Source organism: Brachybacterium phenoliresistens, from assembly GCF_039530785.1.
Taxonomy (GTDB): domain Bacteria; phylum Actinomycetota; class Actinomycetes; order Actinomycetales; family Dermabacteraceae; genus Brachybacterium; species Brachybacterium phenoliresistens.
This window is the reverse complement of sequence record NZ_BAAAOW010000007.1, coordinates 112521-130520: the sequence shown is the minus strand read 5'-3', so window position 1 is coordinate 130520 and position 18000 is coordinate 112521. Positions and strand designations below refer to the sequence as shown.

The window sequence follows — 18000 nt, the reverse complement described above, 5'->3', positions numbered from 1 at the left end:
GGTGGAGACTTCATGATCCTTCGACCGCGCCAGCGCAAGGGGATCGACAAGAAGCTCGAGGCTCTGAACACGCGACCTATATGCTCAAGAGTGGAAGAGCGGGTGGCGAAGGCGGCCTATGTGGCCGAGGATTCCAAGGGGGCGCTTGCGTTGATTCCGATCGGCATTGCTGTTTTCGGATTGCTTGCATCAGGCAAAGGTGTCGTGGAAGGGGTTCTAGGTCTGAACTGGGCCGTGCTTACCCTTTTGTCAGGGGCGCTTATTCCGATCTCCTATATCGTTCTGGTCGACCATCAGAAAAATGTGGCGGCGAGGGAGGTGTTGAAGTTCAGGCTGGACAACATTCCGGATCGCGTCGAGGGAATCCGCCGCGTACACACTAGACGCAGCTGATTCGCCTCAGCTTCTCGGCCGCTGCCATGCGAATTCGAGCTCTCGGATGGGGGCCAGGTTGTAGTGCGCCTCGCACCCTACTGGCGCTGAGGACGCGAGCGGGCCGTGGGTGGAGCGGTTGTTGCACCAATCGACCCTGGTGCGCGGGAGCACGCGGAGTGAGACGAGCAGACGATCTGCGGCCCCGAAACCGTCATCGAACTGTGTCCTCGGAGGTCAGCTCCACCCCCCTGAGACGTCCTACCACACCCATACGATGCTCGGCGGGGCCCTCGGACGGACACGAGCGGCTCGCAGGGACGGTACAGAGGGGACAGGTGGTAGGACCGTGGCGACCGATGCGTTCATGGGGGCCGCGCTCGACGGTTGGCGGAAGAAGCTCATCGATCTGACGAAGAGCAACCGTCTCATCTCGCTGAAGCCGGCGCGCAACCTCGAGCTCGCCGCTCCGGAGCCTGAGACGCTCCTCGCCGGGATCCGGTCCGGGACGAGCTACCTGGCTCGCGGCACGGATACGGATCCGGACGAGCTCCCGGCACATCGGCAAACGGTTCTCGTGCATCGCACCCACGCGGAGACGAAGAAGGCCCTCACCCAGCTGCGGCGCACCGCCGCCGAGCATTTCCTCGAGCGAGGCCTGTCCGTCCTTCACCTGGCCTTCGGACAGCTGCACTGGACCACCCTCGACGGCGACCCGATCCTGAGCCCGCTTCTGCTGGTGCCGGTTTCGTTGACCAGCAGCGGTGCCCGTGCCCCTCTCGAACTGGAGATGGGGGAGGACGAGGCCGTCCTCAACCCCGCGCTCAAGCTCATGCTCGAGGAGCGAGGCGTGGACGTATCCGCCCTGCCGGATGCCGAGGAGGCCTCGATCGACGAGATCATCGGCCGCTTCCGCGAGGCCCTCCAGGCGACCCAGGGCCTGGGAACCTGGCAGATCACGAGCACCGTGTACCTGGGCCTGTTCGACTTCAAGAAGGAGGCGATGTACCGCGATCTCCTCGACAACGAGGAGCGCATCGCAGCCCATCCCATCGTTCGCGCGCTCGCGACCACTGACCCCGCGCAGCAGACACCACAGTTCCACTTCGACCCCGTGCCTTTGGACGCGATCGACGACGCCGCGCCCCCGGAGGAGGTTCCGCTGGTCCTCAGTGCGGACTCCTCACAGCGCGTCGCGATCGCCGCCGCCCGCGCCGGGCGCAGTTTCGTCATGGACGGACCGCCCGGCACCGGCAAGTCTCAGACCATCGCGAACATGATCGCGGCGCTGATGCACGACGGGAAGTCTGTCCTCTTCGTCTCCGAGAAGATCGCCGCCCTGGACGTGGTCCGGAATCGACTCGCACAGCACCACCTCGACTCCTTCGTGCTGGAGATCCACTCCTCGAAGACCGGCCGCAAGGCGGTCTCGGACGAACTCGCCCGTACTCTCTCCAACCGGGTCGTCCCTCGCACGGAGATCGACGACGTTTCCCGCAGCGGCCTGGTCGAGCATCGGAAGAAGCTCAACGCCTATGCCGCGGCCACCAACGAGGTGCGAGAACCGCTCCACCGGACTCTCCACGACGTGCTGGGCAGGCTGTCCTTGCTCGCCGAGGTCCCGCAGGCCCCTGACCCCGAACGCGGCACGCGCAGCCTCAGCCAGCACGACCTGGCCCGCATCCTCGAGGCTGCCCGACAGTTGTCCCGCAACTGGCGTCCCGTCAGCGACGCGGACAGTTTCGTCTGGAAAGGTGTCACCACCACTCGGCCTCTGGACCGAGAGATCGAGGAATGCCTGCGCTCCCTGGCCCGCCTCGAGCGCGCGACGGAGCAGCATCGAACAGTGCTGGAAGCCCTGGAGCTCACGAGCATCCCCGGCATCGGACGGTTCCTGGACACCGCCGCCATCGTCACCGAGATCGAGGACAGGTCGATCCTCGCCCGGTGGCTGTCCACCGAGGACGCCTGGGAGCTCACAGATGCCCGCGCACGACTGGAAGAGGAGCTCGAGGCCGTTCGCACGGCCGATGCCGCCGTCACCCGCATCGCCGGTGTCGCCTGGAATCAGTTCCCCGACCCTGCCACGGCTCCCGTACCTCCGGTGCCGATGAGTCCCGAGCAGCTGCCGGTGGCGACGGACCCCCACACCCCGGAGGACCTTCTCGCTGCTGCGCGGTCGATGTCGGAAAAGGCCGACGCTCTCGAGCTGCGACTTGGCGGGTTGCAGGAGCTGGTGCGGTCGTGGGACCTTCCGCCGCTGACGCTGTTCAGCCAGACCGAACTGGTGCGGCGCGTCGTCGAGATCAAGGACCGCAATCTGCGCCCAGATCGACGTTGGTTCACGCCGCAGGGATACCAAGAAGCGCGCCAGGCGACAATGGACCTCGAGCGGCAGATCAGCCATGTCCACCAGGTCGCCGGCAGCGCCTCTCGCTTCTTCCGTCCTGACGCTCTGCACGCGCCGCTCACCGAGCTGCAGCGGCGCTTCGAGACGCTCCACACCGGCCTTTTCCGCCAGCTCAGTTCCGCGTACCAGGCGGACAAGAAGGTCGTGGAGTCCCTCCTCCAGAACGCGACGAGGGTGAAGGACGGCATCGACCACCTGGGGGAGGCGATCGCCTGGTCCCAGGCCCTGCAGCAGATGGAGCAGCTCGAGCGCGCTCGAGCCGGGATCCTCGGCATCCACTGGCGGCGTCACGAGACCGACTACCGGGTTCTCTATGCGGCCCTCGACGAAGTTCAGGAGCTCCAGGCACTCTTCCAAGGGAACGTGCCCCCAGGAGTGGTCGAGTACATTGTCGGCGAACAGTCGAACGAGGCCGCACGCCGACTTGTCGGCTCCGCGCACGTCGCGTTCGCCCAATGGCAGCACGATGCCGCAACCGGCGGCCCACTCGTGGGAAGACCGGAACTCGCCTCCCGGCCGATCCCGGACTCGATCTCCTGGTTGCGCGCGAACGCTCGGGTTATGACCGCTGCGGCGCATCGCGCCCAGTGGGTCGACAGAGTTACAGGCCGCAGCGGATCGTGTGCCGAGGCGGAAGAAATCATCACGACCGTGAGCGGCGCGTACACCGCGCACGGTGAGCTCGCCACCACTCTTGAGGCCGCTGCCACCACCTTCGGAAACTACGTGCGCGGGATAGAAGTATCGGAGAAGGAGCTCGACGCGGCTCTCGAAGGCGCCTCGAAGATTCGTGATCTCCTGGGAGGTCCGCTCCGAGCCGAGGCGGCAGAGCTATTCGTCTCCGGCAGCGAGTCCCAGGAGCTGTCGGCCGCCCTCGATGAGTGGAAGCGGACGTCGTCCACCCTGGACCGCCATTTCGATGACGAGCGCCGAACAGAGCTCGACGGACTGCTCGGGACGATCCCCTCTGCACGGTCCTTCCTGGAGAGCTTGCGAAGCGACGAGCTGGGGATGCAGGAATGGATGGACTTCTCGAAGAACCGGCAGATCCTTCATGAAGCGGGCCTGGCCCGGGCCTTCGCGTTCGGCACGGAGCGGAGCCGCTCGGCGGAGGAGTTCCCGCAGATCATCGAGCGCTCCGTTCTCGCTGCCTGGGTCGAGGACATCCTCGAGAACGACGAGAGGCTCTCGCCACTGGCCGCTGCCGACAAGCAGCGCCTGGTGGAGGAGTATCGCGAGCTCGACCAGAGGCTCGTCGGACTTACCGCATCGCGCATCATCAAAGCCGCCAACGCCCGTCGGCCGGTCGACAACGGCATCGGCGAGCCGGGTCTCATCCGCCAGCAGGGGAATCGCAAGCGCAAGCACCTGGCAGTGCGTGACCTCATCGCGGGTGCACGCCATGCGGTGCTCGGCCTGAAGCCCGTCTTCATGATGTCGCCGCTGTCGGTCTCGCAGTACCTTCCTGCGGACATCACCTTCGATGTCGTGATCTTCGACGAGGCCTCGCAGGTCACCCCTGAAGACGCCATCAACTGCATCTACCGCGGCCGGTCCGTCATCCTTGCGGGAGACGAGAAGCAGCTCCCGCCTACGGCCTTCTTCGCTCGCTCCGTCGAGACGAACCCGGATGACGACGGAGAGTTCGCTGACCTCGAGGACTTCGAGTCGGTTCTCGAACTCGCCTCCGGATCCGGCGCGTTCCGCAACCTCGGCCTGAACTGGCACTACCGGTCGCGGCACGAATCTCTGATCACTTACTCCAACCAGGCCTTCTACGACAACCGGCTGATCACCTTCCCCTCGGCGCAGGCGTACGGGGACGGCATCGGAGTCCGCTTCCACCACGTCTCGGATGGCGTGTACGAGCGCGGCGGTTCCGCCGCCAATCCCGTCGAGGCGGAGGCCGTTGCTCGTCGCATCATCGATCACTATTCCACCGCGCCCGATGGGACCCTCGGCGTCGTCACATTCTCGGTGGCGCAGCGCGACGCCATCCTCAGCGCTGTCCGTGCCTTGCTAGAGCAGCGTCCGGATTTGGAGCATCTGATCGAGGGAGGGGACCGCCTCGGCGGCTTCTTCGTCCGTTCTCTCGAGTCCGTCCAGGGCGACGAACGCGACATCATCCTGCTGTCCGTCGGATACGGACCAGATGCGACAGGGAAGATCTCTGCGAACTTCGGGCCTCTGAACCGCAAGGGTGGTGAGCGGCGACTCAACGTCGCGGTCACCCGTGCCCGCCGGGCCGTCGAACTTTTCGCCTCGATGACCGCTGACCGCATTCCGGTCTCGCAGTCCGAAGGTGTTGCGCGCCTGCGCCAGTACCTCGACTTCGCCGCCCGGGGGTACGAAGCGCTCACGCTGCCGGAAGGCCCCACCGGTCAGGATCCGGAGGCGCCCTTCGAATCTTCAGTGATCGAGCGCATCCGCCTCTGGGGCTACGAGGTGGAGACGCAGGTCGGCGCCGCCGGCTATCGCATCGACATCGGTCTGCTCGACCCGTCGCGGCCCGGCCGTTATGCGCTCGGAATCGAGTGCGACGGTTTCCACTACCACTCCGCTCGCGCCGCCCGTGACCGCGACCAGCTGCGCGAACGCGTACTCACGGGGCTCGGTTGGCGAATGCATCGCGTCTGGGGGACCGCCTGGTACCGTCACCGCGCCTCGGAAGAAGCCCGTCTGAAGGCTGCCATCGACGCCGCCCTGAGCGGCGAGACGCCCAGCGCGCCGCCCGTCCTCTCGTCGCCCGTGGAGACGCTGTCCGTCGACATCACACCGGAGCCCGATCAGGAGTTCGGAATGCCGTCCTGGGCGATCGTGTACCGAGAGGCCCCGGAGGTGCCGCTGCCTCGCGCCACGAGTCCCGGCGACGTGGACAGCGCACCCGTCATCGCCCACGGGCTCAAGACGCTCGTGAGGATCGAGGGGCCGATCCACATGGACATCGTGCGAGAGCGCGTGCGCGGCTGGTGGGGCCTCACCAGCATCGGCAGCCGGGTCGCCCGGAACATCGACGACGCGATCGTCCTGCATTCTCGAATCAAGCGGGACGGCGACTTCCTGTTCGCGACGAGTACGAAGACGGACACGGTTCGCGTGCCTTCTGCCGAGACCTCACGCAGCGTGGAGCAGGTCCACCTGGACGAGCTTGCGTTCGCGGTCGCCCGCACCGTCCGGGACTCCGGCTCCGCCGAATGGGATGAGGTCATCCAGCACGTCCGGGCGCTGTTCGGATGGCGCCGCACCGGCGACCAGATCGCGCGTCGCTTGCGGGACGCGATCGGGCACGCCCTCGACCAGGGGCTCGTCGCGAAGCGCGGGATGCGGCTGGTACCGGGAGAGGCGTCGGTCGATGCGGCGGCGGGGCAGTGACCACATGCGGTCAGCGGTCTCTCGAGGCGTATCCGTGAGCGACGCCGGAAGGGGGCATCTCCGTGGCGAAGAATGACGGCGGCCTCGAGAGCGCGGTCTGCGGGATCGGCTGCATGCTCATCGTCATCGTGGCGATCATCGGGGCGATCGCCACCTTCGTGAAGAATCATCCTGTCATCTCCTCGCTCATCATCATCGCCATTCTCGCGATCGTGATCATCAGTGTGGTGCAGGACAAGAAAAAGGCAGGCGAGAGCGAGGGTGCAGTTCCTGCGGGGCTGGCTGACCCTGCGCTGCGTGCCGACTCGCCGGGGGCTTCCTCGGCCCCTACGACGCCCGGATCTCCCGCGCCGCTCGGCTACGGAGCGCCGCTGCATCTGATGCCTCCGCACGCGGGCAATGGACCGGGGGTCGTCCCGCACGCTCACCCGAGCCCGGTGGTACCTCTCGGTGAGACAGCTCCGGACGTGACGCCTCGCGCCGAGACACGGCAGCTTCCGGAGGCAATGGTCTGGAGCCTCGATGGCTCGCGCAGCCCTTCGCCAGCGAGACCGACTGCAGCGTCGTTAGGGAACTCCAGCGCGGTGAGCGGCGACAGAACGGAACGGTCAGCACTTCGCCCGGTGAAGCCTGCCTCCGCCCCGGTCCCCGTCAGACGTCCGAACCCCTGGGAACAGATGACGGAGATGGACCTCCGGATCCTGGTCGCCGGCCTCCTCGAGGCAGACGGTTGGCGCGTCGATCACGAGCACCCGAAGACTTGGCGGGAGTTCGTCGTCGAGGACCCCGATAGCGGCAGGAAGCTCGTCGTGAAGTGCGTGGCGAACGCACGCTTCGACGACGAAGGCCTCGTGGATCCCGAGCGCGTCCAAGCGGTGAGCTGGCGAGATACAGAGAACGAGCGACTCCTCGTCTTCAGCGGCCGGTCTCCTCGGAGCACGGGGCGGAACGAGGCTGCCGCAGAGTCCGTGATGTCCATCGTCGACTCCGATGCACTCACGCGATGGAACGACGGGGAAGCAGAGTTCCGGAGCGGCGCGGGTTTGATCCCGGTGAAGGCCTAGTGCCGCGTAGATGTCCGGACCCGTGGCTCCAGCTCCTCCATGACCACCCGGACTCCTACGCAGCTGCCCTCGGAGCTCGACATCGACCCCGCCACCTCGGAGCGGACGCTGCTCCGGAACCGCCGCCCCGAGCACACAGACGGAGCCTTGATCGTGCGATGCTCGAGCACTTCGACGATCAGGAGGCCTCGGGTCCTGCGCCAGGGCGGGATCGTTACTCGAGTGTCAGACTCGGCGCTTAGGGTCGGCGCCATGGAGAACTCCCCGCATGCCGCCGCCAGCACGCTCGACTTCACCGCCATCGACTTCGAGACGGCCAATCCGAGGCGAGCGTCGGTGTGCTCGGTCGGGCTCGCGAAGGTACGCGGCGGCGAGGTCGTCGACACCCTGTCCCTGCTCGTCTCTCCGCCGGAGTGGTGCGACGAGTTCGCGGCGATGAACGTCCGCATCCACGGGATCACAGCAGGCACGGTGGCCGGCGCCCCGAGCTGGGAGCGGGCCTTCGGCCAGGTCATGGCCTTCATCGGGGACGACGATCTGCTGGCTCACAACGCTGCGTTCGACCGATCCGTGATGGAACAGGCATGCAGTGCCTACGACCTGGACTGGCCCGAGCTCGCTTGGTTCGACAGTCTTGCGTTCGCCCGCGGCCTGCTCACGCTCGGCTCCTACTCGCTCCCCTTCGTCGCGAAGGCCCTCGAGCTCGAGGAGTTCGACCATCACGACGCCGGGGCCGATGCCCTCCAGGCGGCGCGCGTGGCCATCGCGCTGGCCGCACGTGTCGGGGCGGGGAGCCTCGCAGATCTCGCGAGCCGTGCATCTGTCCACGCGCGGCCGCAGCGCGCGACCGGGGGATCGGGGCGCGCCCACGCCACGGAGGTCGGGGAGACGGAACCTCGAGATCTCGACAGCCTCTCGTCGGCCAGCCTCCTGGAGGGCGAGACCATCGTCTTCACCGGCACGCTCAGCCTGTCCACCCGGGCGGAGGCCACCGCGCTGGTGGAGCGGTTCGGGGCCACGACGCAGACGAGCGTGACCAAGAAGACCACCATCCTGGTCACCGGTGACTTCACCCCGCAGTCCCTGCGCCCAGGGGCCACGATGAGCTCGAAGCTCATCAAAGCCCTCGCCCTCGCGGAGAAGGGGCAGCGCCTCGAGCTCCTCACCGAGGACGACCTCCATGCGCGGCTCGACCTCGACCGGGCAGCGCTGGAAGCCGCGACACGGGCGCAGCGAGCCTCGGCTCGTGGAGGCTGGCTGCCAAGCTACGTCGTCGACCAGGCGCGCTCCCAGAGCGGCGAGACGGAGAACTACACCGCCTGGCTGCGGGCGGCGCTGCGCCATCCCGAAGGCAGGGCCACTGCGACGGACTCCTGCATCCGATGCGATGGTCCCTTCGCCGACGACGTCTACTGGATGTTCCTCGAGCGCCGCGTCTGCTCCCCGGACTGCAACGAAGCACTCAAGCGCGCGGCGAAGCGTGCTTGGGCCGGCAGCGGGATCGTCCGGCCGGCGGCGCCGTCGTACGCCGAGTCATACGGACGTCGCTCGGAGACGCCCGGTCTTCCCTGACAAGCATGCGGTGGAGCGCCGTGGCCGGGTGGTCGCCGAGTGGGCCGGCGGTCGACGCGTCTCGTCCTCGTGCGACCACGACCGCTGTGTGGATCCGTACCCTCGCGAACTCCTGCCCTGTTCGGCCCTGTTCGAGCTCGGCGTACTCCCACGGTGGCGATGCCGGCGGCAGCGTCTTCCACGGCGTCTGCTGACACCTGCCCTGCTTCCGAAGGTATTGCCCTACGGCGAGGCGTGCTGGCTCGTCGTCTGTCCGACCCCCTTCGCACACTCGGTGTATCGCAACCAGCAGGGGAAGGGAAGGTGCGTGCATCATGACGGTCACCGACATCGGCCGGGGGAGCATCGGCCAGCAGCAGGAGGGCGAGCGGGCCCGGCACGACGGGGCTGACTCTCCTCACGGAGCGACGCCGACTCGCGAGGAGGCACCGCACCGGGAGGCTGAGGCGCAGGCCGGTCCTGCCGTGGTCCCGGATGCCGATGTCGTGGTCGACCTCGCGCAGCAGGGCTACACGACCGGGGAGATCGCCGAGTTCTTCGGTGCGGACACCGCCCAGGTGGAGCAGGTGCTCGACGGCGCGATCCCCGGCGGTGCGGCCGCGGTGCGCGTCGCCCTGCGGGGCCGGCTGCGGGCCTGGGCCTCGCGCAGCGACGGCGACAGCTGGCAGGGAGCCGAGCCGGTCTTCGGGATCCCGCATGCCAACATCACCCGCCTCGTCCGCTCCCCGGAGCAGGACGCCGAGCTCGCCGAGGGGGAAGGGCCGGAGGCACATCGGCCGGGGTATCTCGATGCCGCCCTGTCCGGCACCGTGCTCGCGGATGAGCGGGCTCGCATCTGCGTGCGCTGCTACGCGATGGGCGCGACGCTGCAGGAGCTCGGGGATCGCTTCGGCGTGACTCGTGAGCGGATCCGTCAGATCATCACGAAGCACACCCCGTGGAGCACGAAGGACATCGGCCGCACCCTTCGCGGACTGCGCGAGGCACGGGAGCAGGAGCATCGTGAGGCCGTGCGGGCCTGGTCCCAGGCGCACTCCGGTGACACCCTCGAGAGCGGTGCGCGTCTCCTCGGCATGACCGAGGGCCAGGTACGGGACCTGCTGGGCGTCCGGCGCAAGAACCACCTCGCCCCGAAGGTCCGCCCGACCTCGACCGCTCGGCGAAGCGACGAGCAGATCCTCGACGACCTGCGCGCCTTCCACCGTGAGACGGGCGAGCGCACATCCAGCGCCTTCGCCGCCTGGGCGAAGCAGCATGGTGTGCCCGGGAATCAGACCGCCGCCATTCGCTTCGGCACCTGGAACGAGGCGCTGCGTGCTGCGGGCCTCACCGCGGAGCGCGGTCGGCCGCGCTCCGCGCACAGCGAGGACGACCTGTGGGCCGCGCTCATCGCAGCGGTCGCCGCCCCGGATGGGGGCACCTCCCACACCAAGGTCGATGCCTGGCTGCAGCGGCACGATGGGGCGCCGTCCTTCGCCCTGATCCGCCAGCGTCTGCCGTATCGCTGGGCCGAGATCGCTGAGATTGCCCTGGCCGTGCTGCGCGGCGAGCCCGTGGGCCAGGGCGACGAGTTCGACGAGTCCTGGCGCGCCCGCGTCACCGCACCGCGGGACTGGAACGCGGCGGCGCCCGAGCCCACACCCACCCAGCACCTCCGCGACGCGATGGCGGAACTGGGAGGCAACCTCACCATGGCCACCTATCGCTCCTGGGCGAGCGCGCAGCGCCGGCCCACGGCGCAGACCCTCATGCGCCGCTCCAACCTGAGCTGGGGCGAGCTGGTCCGCGAGGCCGGAGGGATCGCCGGCGGCACGAAGCCGGAATGGACGGACGCGCACTGCCGGGACGCCGTACAGGATTTCCGTGCCGCGCAGCCGGGCGGAGGGACCGACGCATACACGCAGTGGGCACGGGAGTACGCGAGGCCTTCACTCGCCACGGTGATCAAGCGGCTCGGGTCGTGGCGCGAGGCGGTGGAGGACAGTGCGTCGGGGGAGTAGTCCGCTCGCGAACCGCTCGGTGACGGGCCTGCGTCCGTTCGCCGGTCCGGGGGCTGCCGGCGGACAGGTGAAGCGCGCGAGCTGTGGCCCACAGGGTCTTGGGAAAATCCCAACTCGCGAGTACTGTCGAGGCATGACGACCATCGGCAGTCGCGTCCGCGGCGCGATGCACGGCGCCGGGATGCGGCAGAACCAGCTCGCGGAGCGCGTGGGGATGACTCCCGATGCGCTATCGCGCGCGCTCAACGACCGGCGAGGGTTCGCCGCCGCGGAGCTTGCCGAGATCGCCTCCGCGCTCCAGGCAGATATCCACATGCTCATCACGGGCGAGCCCGACCCGCATCGTCTCGTCCTGTCCGCGCGCCACACCTTCGACCACGACACCGGTGAGCGACGGGTCGATGGACTCGACCGTGACCGCCTGGTCCTCGAGGACATCCGCCTCGCCTACGCGCAGGCGGGTGACCCCCGCCCGGCATCTGAACTTCCTCCCGACGTCGGTTCGATGCGGAGGCTGCTGCACCCGGCTTTCGTGCGGAGGTTCATCGACCATCTCGCAGAGATCGAGGTCGATGTCGTGCGCGTGGCGGGGATGAGTACGGCGTACTCGCTCACCATCGAGGGCCGGCCCGTCATCGTTCTGCCGGCGAGCGGTAACTGGTTCTTCGAGAACTGGTCCCTGGCGCACGAACTCGGTCATCTCGCGCTCGGTCACCAGGGAGTGATTCCCGGGAATGACGGCTACGACGGGAAGGAGTGGGCGGCGAACTCCTTCGCCGCCGAGCTCCTGCTTCCGGAGAACCAGGTGAGGGAGCTGAACTGGGAGAGCCTCAGCAGTGCTGCGGTCGCCGAGCTCATCTGGACCTGGGGGATCTCTGCAGACGCGCTGCGTCGTCGACTGAACGCTCTCTCGCAGTCGACATCGCCCGAGGTCGCAGAAGCACTGACGTGGAGCACCCAGAAGCTCCTGCGGCGCTGCTGGACCGGGGCGAAGATCGGAGACCCCATCACCGGGCGAATGCGGGACGCCGGTGAGCGCCGCTTCCCGGACTGGCTCCAGGAGGCGCACCTCGAGAGGATCGCCGAAGGCAAGGTCGGCAAAGCGACCCTCGCCTGGATGCTCGGCGTGCCCGCAGAGTCTTTGGAGGTCGACGAGCCCGTCAAGGGCACGGAGCTCTCCGATGACGCACTCGACGCACTGCTCGGGTAGGGGAGATGACTGTCGCGCCCCTGCTGTTCTTCCATGACACGTCGGTGCTGGTCAACTTCCATCGGCCTGGTCTGATCCCGGTGCTGCGACCGCTTCTGCGGGGCAATGTGCGCTGGACAGGGACGATCCGCACCGAATGCATACGGCAGGAGGCTGTTCTGGGCCTGGAGGGGCTTGTGGAAGCGGCCGAGGAACTGCTCGGCGAGCCGCTCTTCCCGGAGCCGAATGAGCACGTGGCGATCCGGCAGCTACGCCGACAGATGTCGTCTCCCGGTGATCATCCGCAACAGCATCTCGGAGAAGCAGAGGCGATCACGCTCATACAGAAGCGTCGACTCCGAGCAGTCTTCGTGACGGACGATCGAGCCGCGATCAGGTGGGCGGACCCCATCGAATGCGTCGGGACGTGGAAGCTCATTCGCTCCGCACGGCGCCGGGACCTTGTGACACGGGACGAGGCGCGCGGACTCTGGCGGTCGTTCATGGACGCGGGTGGAGTGCCCCCTCGGGAGCTCTGCACGGAGGACGCCTTCGTGCGCAGCCTCGATTCGTAGCGGGGCGCGCCAGACGACTCCCGGCCCGATGCCGAGAGCCGTCCGCGGCGGCCCCCTCAGCCCCCGGACCCCTCCACGATCCGCGCCGGCTCGGCCTCGTCGTCCCCGGCGCCGTCGAGGGCGACGCCGCGGCGGATCGAGATGGTCACGGGCACGGCGATCGCGACGATCGCGACGGCGGCGATGAGGTAGCGCAGCGGGTTCGGGTCCCCGCTCAGCGCGCTCATGCCCACCACAGCAGGGGCGATCAGCACGGCGACCAGGTTCATCACCTTGATCAGCGGGTTGATGGCGGGGCCGGCGGTGTCCTTGAACGGGTCGCCCACCGTGTCGCCGATGACGGTGGCGGCGTGCGCCTCGGAGCCCTTGCCGCCGTGGTGGCCGTCCTCGACGATCTTCTTCGCGTTGTCCCAGGCGCCGCCGGAGTTCGCGAGCAGGATCGCCATGAGCACGCCCGCGGCGATCGCTCCCGCCAGGTAGCCGGCCAGCGCCGGCGCGCCCAGGCCGAAGCCGACGGCGATCGGCGCGGCCACGGCCAGCAGCCCCGGGGTGGCGAGCTCGCGCAGCGAGTCGCGGGTGACGATGTCGACGACCTTGCCGTACTCGGGCTTCGCAGTGCCCTCCATGATCCCGGCGATCTCCCGGAACTGGCGGCGCACCTCGAAGACGACGGCGCCGGCCGCGCGGCCCACCGCGTTGATCGCGAGCCCGGAGAACAGGAACACGACGGCGGAGCCGATGATCACGCCCACCAGGGTCTGCGGGGCGAACACGACGGCCTGCGCGAGGAAGTCGTCGTAGCGATCGCCCAGGACCTCGTGGATCGCGTCGGTGTAGGAGCCGAACAGGGCGGTCGCGGCGAGCACCGCGGTGGCGATCGCGATGCCCTTGGTGATCGCCTTGGTGGTGTTGCCGACGGCGTCGAGCTCGGTGAGGACCTGTGCGCCCTCGCCGTCGACGTCCCCGGACATCTCGGCGATGCCCTGCGCGTTGTCGGCGACGGGGCCGAAGGTGTCCATCGCGACGATCACGCCGACGGTGGTCAGCAGCCCGCAGCCGGCGAGGGCGATGGCGAACAGGCCGGTCACCCCGGCGCCGCCCAGCAGGAACGCGCCGAACACGGCGCCGGCGATGACGAGGGCGGTGAACACCGCGGATTCCAGGCCCAGGCCGAAGCCGGACAGCACCACGGTCGCCGCGCCGGTGCGGGAGGTCGCGGCGACCTGCTGCACGGGACGGTCCTCGGTGCCGGTGTAGTAGCCGGTCAGGTACAGGATCAGCACGCCGAGGGCGATGCCGATCGCGACGGATCCGGCGGCCACCAGGCGCGGGTCGTCGACGGCGGCCTGCGCATCGGCCATGCCCAGCTCCGCGAAGCTGCCGGGCAGGTACACGAACGCGGCCACCGCGCACAGCACGGCGGAGATGATCGCGGCCAGGAGGAAGGAGCGGCGGATCGTCACGAGCGCGCTCACCCCCGACTTGGGCCGGATCAGGTACAGGCCGATGAGCGCGGTGAGCACGCCGATCGCCGGGACGATCAGCGGGAACACCATGCCGCTCTCGCCGAAGGCGGCGCGGCCCAGGATCAGCGCCGCGACCAGGGTCACCGCGTAGGACTCGAAGAGGTCCGCGGCCATGCCGGCGCAGTCGCCGACGTTGTCGCCCACGTTGTCGGCGATGGTCGCGGCGTTGCGGGGATCATCCTCGGGGATGTTCTGCTCGACCTTGCCGACGAGGTCGGCGCCCACATCGGCCGCCTTGGTGAAGATGCCGCCGCCGACGCGCATGAACATCGCGACCATCGCGGCGCCGAAGCCGAAGCCCTCCAGCACGAGCGCCGCGTTCCCGCGGAACAGCAGCACCACCGCGCCCGCGCCCAGCAGGCCGAAGCCGATGGTCGCCATGCCCACGCAGGCGCCCGTGCGCACCGCGATCATCATCGCGGGGTCGCGTCCGGTGGTGTGCGCCGCGGCGGCCACGCGCACGTTGGCGCGGACGGCGAGCCACATGCCCAGGTAGCCGATGAGCCCGGAGAAGCTCGCCCCCACCAGGAACGCGACCGATCGGGCGATCCGCAGCACGACCGCGCCGCTGCCGTCGGTGCCGTGCACCGGCAGCAGGAGCAGCAGCACGAAGGCGATCGCCGCGAACACGCCCAGGGTGCGCAGCTGGCGGCGCAGGTACGCGGCCGCGCCCTCCTGGACGGCGCCGGCGACCTCGTCCATGGCGGGGGTGCCGGTGGCGGCGCGCAGCACCTCGGCGCGGAATCGCAGGGCCATGGCCACGGCGATCAGGGCGATCACCACGATCACGGCGACCGTGGTCAGGCTTCCGGCGGAAAGGGTGATGGTGTCCGGGTTCATGGGTCCTCCACACGTCTTCGTGCACTCGGGTCCCGAGGCCGGACCGCACGTCCGCGGCCGACGGTCCTCGTGCGGGCACTCTACTCAGAGGCGACGAGCCGGGGAGGGCTTTCCGGCCGATCGGCCGTGGCCGAGAGCGCGCCGACCACGGCGGTCAGCCCCAGAAGGCCGCGATCTCCTCGGCGAGCAGCGTTCCCTGGCGGTGTCCTTCCCGGGCGGCGTCGGGGCGCAGCGCCGCGGTCATCGCGGCGGCGCCGAAGAGGTGCTGGGCCTCCTGCCGCGGGACGACCATGCGGACCGCCGAGCCCTGGGCTCGCAGCTGTGCGACCTGGTCCTCGAGGTGCGTGCCCCAGGCGCGCGCATGGAGGGATCTCCCGCCCAAGGGGGCGAGGACCAGGACCCGTCCGTGTCCGGCGGCGAGGTCGGCGTTCTCCGCGCCGCAGCGGAAGCCGCCGTCGATGAACCGCTTCTCGCCGACCTGGTACGCCGGGCCGCTGGAACAGCTCGCGGCGACCGCGTCGACCAGGTCGAGTCCGCTGTCGCGGTCCAGCAGCGCCTCCTCGCCGGTGCGGGCATCGATCGCGGTGAGGAGGATGCGCCGCTGCGGCCACCGGGTGCAGGGCAGCCTCCGGGCGACGATGCTGCGCCATCGGGCGGAGCGCTCGGCGCCGAGCTCCGCATCGTGCTCCATCGCCGCCGCGGACATCCGGCGGCGCATGTCCGGGAGGTCGGTGGAGGCCTCGACGACGGCGAGGATGCGGTCCAGGGCGGAGGGGGCACCGCCGGGAGCTGGGGCGGAGTCCGAGGTAACGGCCGCCGGGGGAGCGGCCGAACTGGGTGCGACCGCCGGGAGGCCGGGCGGCACCTGCAGCGCCCCGAGGTACAGCTCTGCGGGAGTCGCCCCGGCGCACTGCGCCGCGGCGGTCGCTCCGGCGGAGGTGCCGATGGTCAGATCGGCGCCGGTCACCTCGGCGCCCGCCTCCGCGAGGCCGGCGAGGACGCCGATCAGCCAGGCGTTGCCGGTGGAGCCGCCTCCGCCGAGGACCAGGGCGCGGCGGTCAGGGGCGGGGTGCTCTCCCGGGAGGATCTGCGGCGGCGGTGCGGGCGCGGGATCAGGGCGGGAGGGGGTGGGGGAGTTCGTGTGCATGGGAGTCGCCTTTCGCGCGATGCGTGGACGGGGCTCCCGGCGGCGGGTGCGTCAGCCGCGCGATCGTGGACGTCGGGGAGCGCCCATGGGTGCTGCGGTCATGGGTCTCACCTCCTGCGTCGTGGTCACGATCGCCCTGAGGCTAGCACCGTGGCGGCAGGCGCGGCGCCGGGATCGTCTCGCCCTACGCCCAGCAGCTCCCGCAGTCGCGGCGTGAAGCCGTCGACGACCAGCGTCTGCGCAGGCCGCCGCAGATCATCCGGCTCCAGCACGAAGCGCTGGACCTGCACCGTCCGCCCTCCCTGGACGTCCACCTCCGTGCCGTTGTCGCGGTAGCCGACGGCGCGGGATACGCCGCAGGAGGGGCCGTTGCCGGCCACCGCGGAGGTCTCCGCGCGCAGCGCCCCCAGGTGGTCGAAGGCGAACAGGAGGACGGCCCGGCGCATCGTCGTCCCGATGCCGCGTCCCTGCTCGTCGCGGGTCAGCCAGGAGTCGCTCTCGACCGTGCGCCGCAGCTGCCATCCGTGGGCGCGCAGGCACTGCATCCCCACGAGGCGGTCCTCCGTGAAGATGCCGAAGTCGAGGATCCAGTCCTCGGGGGAGACCTTCGTCCGCAGCAGCCACTGGAAGGTGATCGCGCCGGCCACGCGCTGCTCCTCGGGCACGTCGTACCAGGGGAAGACGAGCTCCGGGTGATCGGGGCCGAAGATCGGGCGTCGGATCAGCTCCGCGTACTCGGGCAGGTCCTCGTCGCGCAGGGGGCGCAGGGTCAGATCGGCCAGTCGGAGGCTCAGGCCGAGCGGCGGGAAGAGCTGCGACAGCGCAGAGGCGGACATGTCCCCACGGTAGGTGCGGCCCTCTCGGCCCGTCCATCCTCGCGGCGTGACGGGGCGGGCGGGAGGCGCCGGCCTCAGCCGCCGGCGCGCAGCCCGGCGATCAGCGCCGCCACCCCGAAGCGGAAGTCCTCCGCGTCCGAGCCCTCTGGCCGTGCTGCCGCCGGCTGCTCGCCCTGCGCCGCCCGCACGCCCAGGCGCTCGTACTGCACCCGCTGCTGCTCGAGCGACACCTGCCCCAGCACCAGGTGCAGCATGGTCGAGGCCGCGCGGTCGGCCGTGACCTCGTCGAACGGGCCGCCAGTGAGGGCCCGGCGCAGCCGCGAGAGCGCGGGGTTCGCGCCCAGGCCCAGGGCGATGGTGCTGGAGACGACCTCGGCGCTGTCGCGATGGGCCAGCAGCGCCGCGCGCAGCGCATCGGCCTCCGCGTGCAGGCGGGCGGCCCAGTCCTCGCCGGCGGCGGGCGCATCGCCCTCGGCCGGGGCGAGGGGGAGGATGCGGTCCGCGACCGCGGCCAGCAGCGTCTGCTTGTCGGGGAAGTGCCAGTACAGGGCGCTGGGCTGGACGCCGAGCTCGGTGGCCAGGCGGCGCATGGTGAGGTCCGGCAGGCCCAGCTTGTCCAGGACGCGCAGGGCCGTGCGGGCGACGTCGTCCGGGGTGAGCTTGCGGGGGTGCACCCGCACGAGTCTAGGGGCTGGGCGGGGGCGCTCCCGATGCTCAGGCGCCCATGACGATGACGCGGTTGCCGTCCGGATCGGTCAGCGGCAGGATCCGCGCCCCGCCGCCGGGCTGGGGGCCCTCGTGCGGGATGCCGATGTCGGTCGCGTGCGAGGCCGCGGTGTCGATGTCGGTCTCGCCGAGCACCACGGTGGACCTCCCGGCGCGCTCGGGCTCGGACCACACCTGCAGCCCGAAGTCCTCGCCGAGGTGCCATTCGAGCAGGCCCGGCATGGGGCGCGCGTCGGGCCCGCGCCCCAGCAGGCGGGTGTACCAGTCCTCGGCGCGGTCGAGGTCGGTGACGGTGCAGTGGGCCAGCAGGCGGTCGATCATGACGTCTCCTTCGACGTGAGCGACGAGGAGCGGCCTGCGCGGCGCGCATC

General features: G+C 69.7%; 12 protein-coding genes. 7 read left to right on the top strand and 5 right to left on the bottom strand.

From position 1 onward, the window contains the following. Positions 1–12: 12 nt before the first annotated feature. The 7 genes from ABD234_RS14605 (at position 13) to ABD234_RS14575 (ending at position 12554) form a co-directional block, all read left to right on the top strand. Entirely contained in the window at positions 13–393 is a 381-nt protein-coding gene (locus ABD234_RS14605) for a hypothetical protein (RefSeq protein WP_344357643.1), read from the top strand. Positions 394–721: 328 nt separating this feature from the next. Further along, positions 722–6154: a DUF3320 domain-containing protein gene (locus tag ABD234_RS14600; protein WP_344357640.1), complete on the top strand. Its 5433-nt coding sequence runs from the start codon at positions 722–724 to the stop codon at positions 6152–6154. Between the two features lie 62 nt (positions 6155–6216). Further along, positions 6217–7218 (top strand): hypothetical protein, encoded by a 1002-nt coding sequence (locus ABD234_RS14595; RefSeq protein WP_344357637.1) that lies wholly within the window; start codon positions 6217–6219, stop codon positions 7216–7218. Positions 7219–7470: 252 nt separating this feature from the next. Continuing rightward, positions 7471–8790 carry an exonuclease domain-containing protein gene (locus tag ABD234_RS14590; RefSeq protein ID WP_344357634.1) on the top strand — a complete coding sequence of 440 codons (1320 nt, stop codon included), beginning with the start codon at positions 7471–7473 and terminating at the stop codon, positions 8788–8790. Between the two features lie 314 nt (positions 8791–9104). Next, a complete protein-coding gene (locus tag ABD234_RS14585; protein WP_344357631.1) occupies positions 9105–10790 on the top strand; it encodes a homing endonuclease associated repeat-containing protein in 1686 nt (561 codons plus the stop codon). Between the two features lie 133 nt (positions 10791–10923). Continuing rightward, a complete protein-coding gene (locus ABD234_RS14580; protein ID WP_344357628.1) occupies positions 10924–12000 on the top strand; it encodes a helix-turn-helix domain-containing protein in 1077 nt (358 codons plus the stop codon). Positions 12001–12005: 5 nt separating this feature from the next. Next, positions 12006–12554, top strand: a complete 549-nt coding sequence (locus ABD234_RS14575) for a hypothetical protein (RefSeq protein WP_344357625.1) — start codon at positions 12006–12008, stop codon at positions 12552–12554. A 56-nt stretch (positions 12555–12610) separates the two neighbouring features. On the opposite strand, the gene ABD234_RS14570 is transcribed toward ABD234_RS14575, so the two are convergent. The 5 genes from ABD234_RS14570 to ABD234_RS14550 form a co-directional block, all read right to left on the bottom strand. Further along, the gene (locus ABD234_RS14570) at positions 12611–14920 is read right to left on the bottom strand and encodes a sodium-translocating pyrophosphatase (protein WP_344357622.1); all 2310 of its coding nucleotides are present in this window, start codon (positions 14918–14920) and stop codon (positions 12611–12613) included. Between the two features lie 154 nt (positions 14921–15074). Beyond that, the gene (locus tag ABD234_RS14565; RefSeq protein ID WP_344357619.1) at positions 15075–16067 is read right to left on the bottom strand and encodes a patatin-like phospholipase family protein; all 993 of its coding nucleotides are present in this window, start codon (positions 16065–16067) and stop codon (positions 15075–15077) included. Positions 16068–16192: 125 nt separating this feature from the next. Then, positions 16193–16903 (bottom strand): GNAT family N-acetyltransferase, encoded by a 711-nt coding sequence (locus tag ABD234_RS14560; RefSeq protein WP_344357616.1) that lies wholly within the window; start codon positions 16901–16903, stop codon positions 16193–16195. A gap of 74 nt (positions 16904–16977) precedes the next feature. Then, complete coding sequence (locus ABD234_RS14555; RefSeq protein ID WP_344357615.1) at positions 16978–17577, bottom strand: TetR family transcriptional regulator; 600 nt, start codon at positions 17575–17577, stop codon at positions 16978–16980. A gap of 40 nt (positions 17578–17617) precedes the next feature. After that, positions 17618–17950: a VOC family protein gene (locus tag ABD234_RS14550; protein ID WP_344357613.1), complete on the bottom strand. Its 333-nt coding sequence runs from the start codon at positions 17948–17950 to the stop codon at positions 17618–17620. Between the last annotated feature and the right edge of the window lie 50 nt (positions 17951–18000).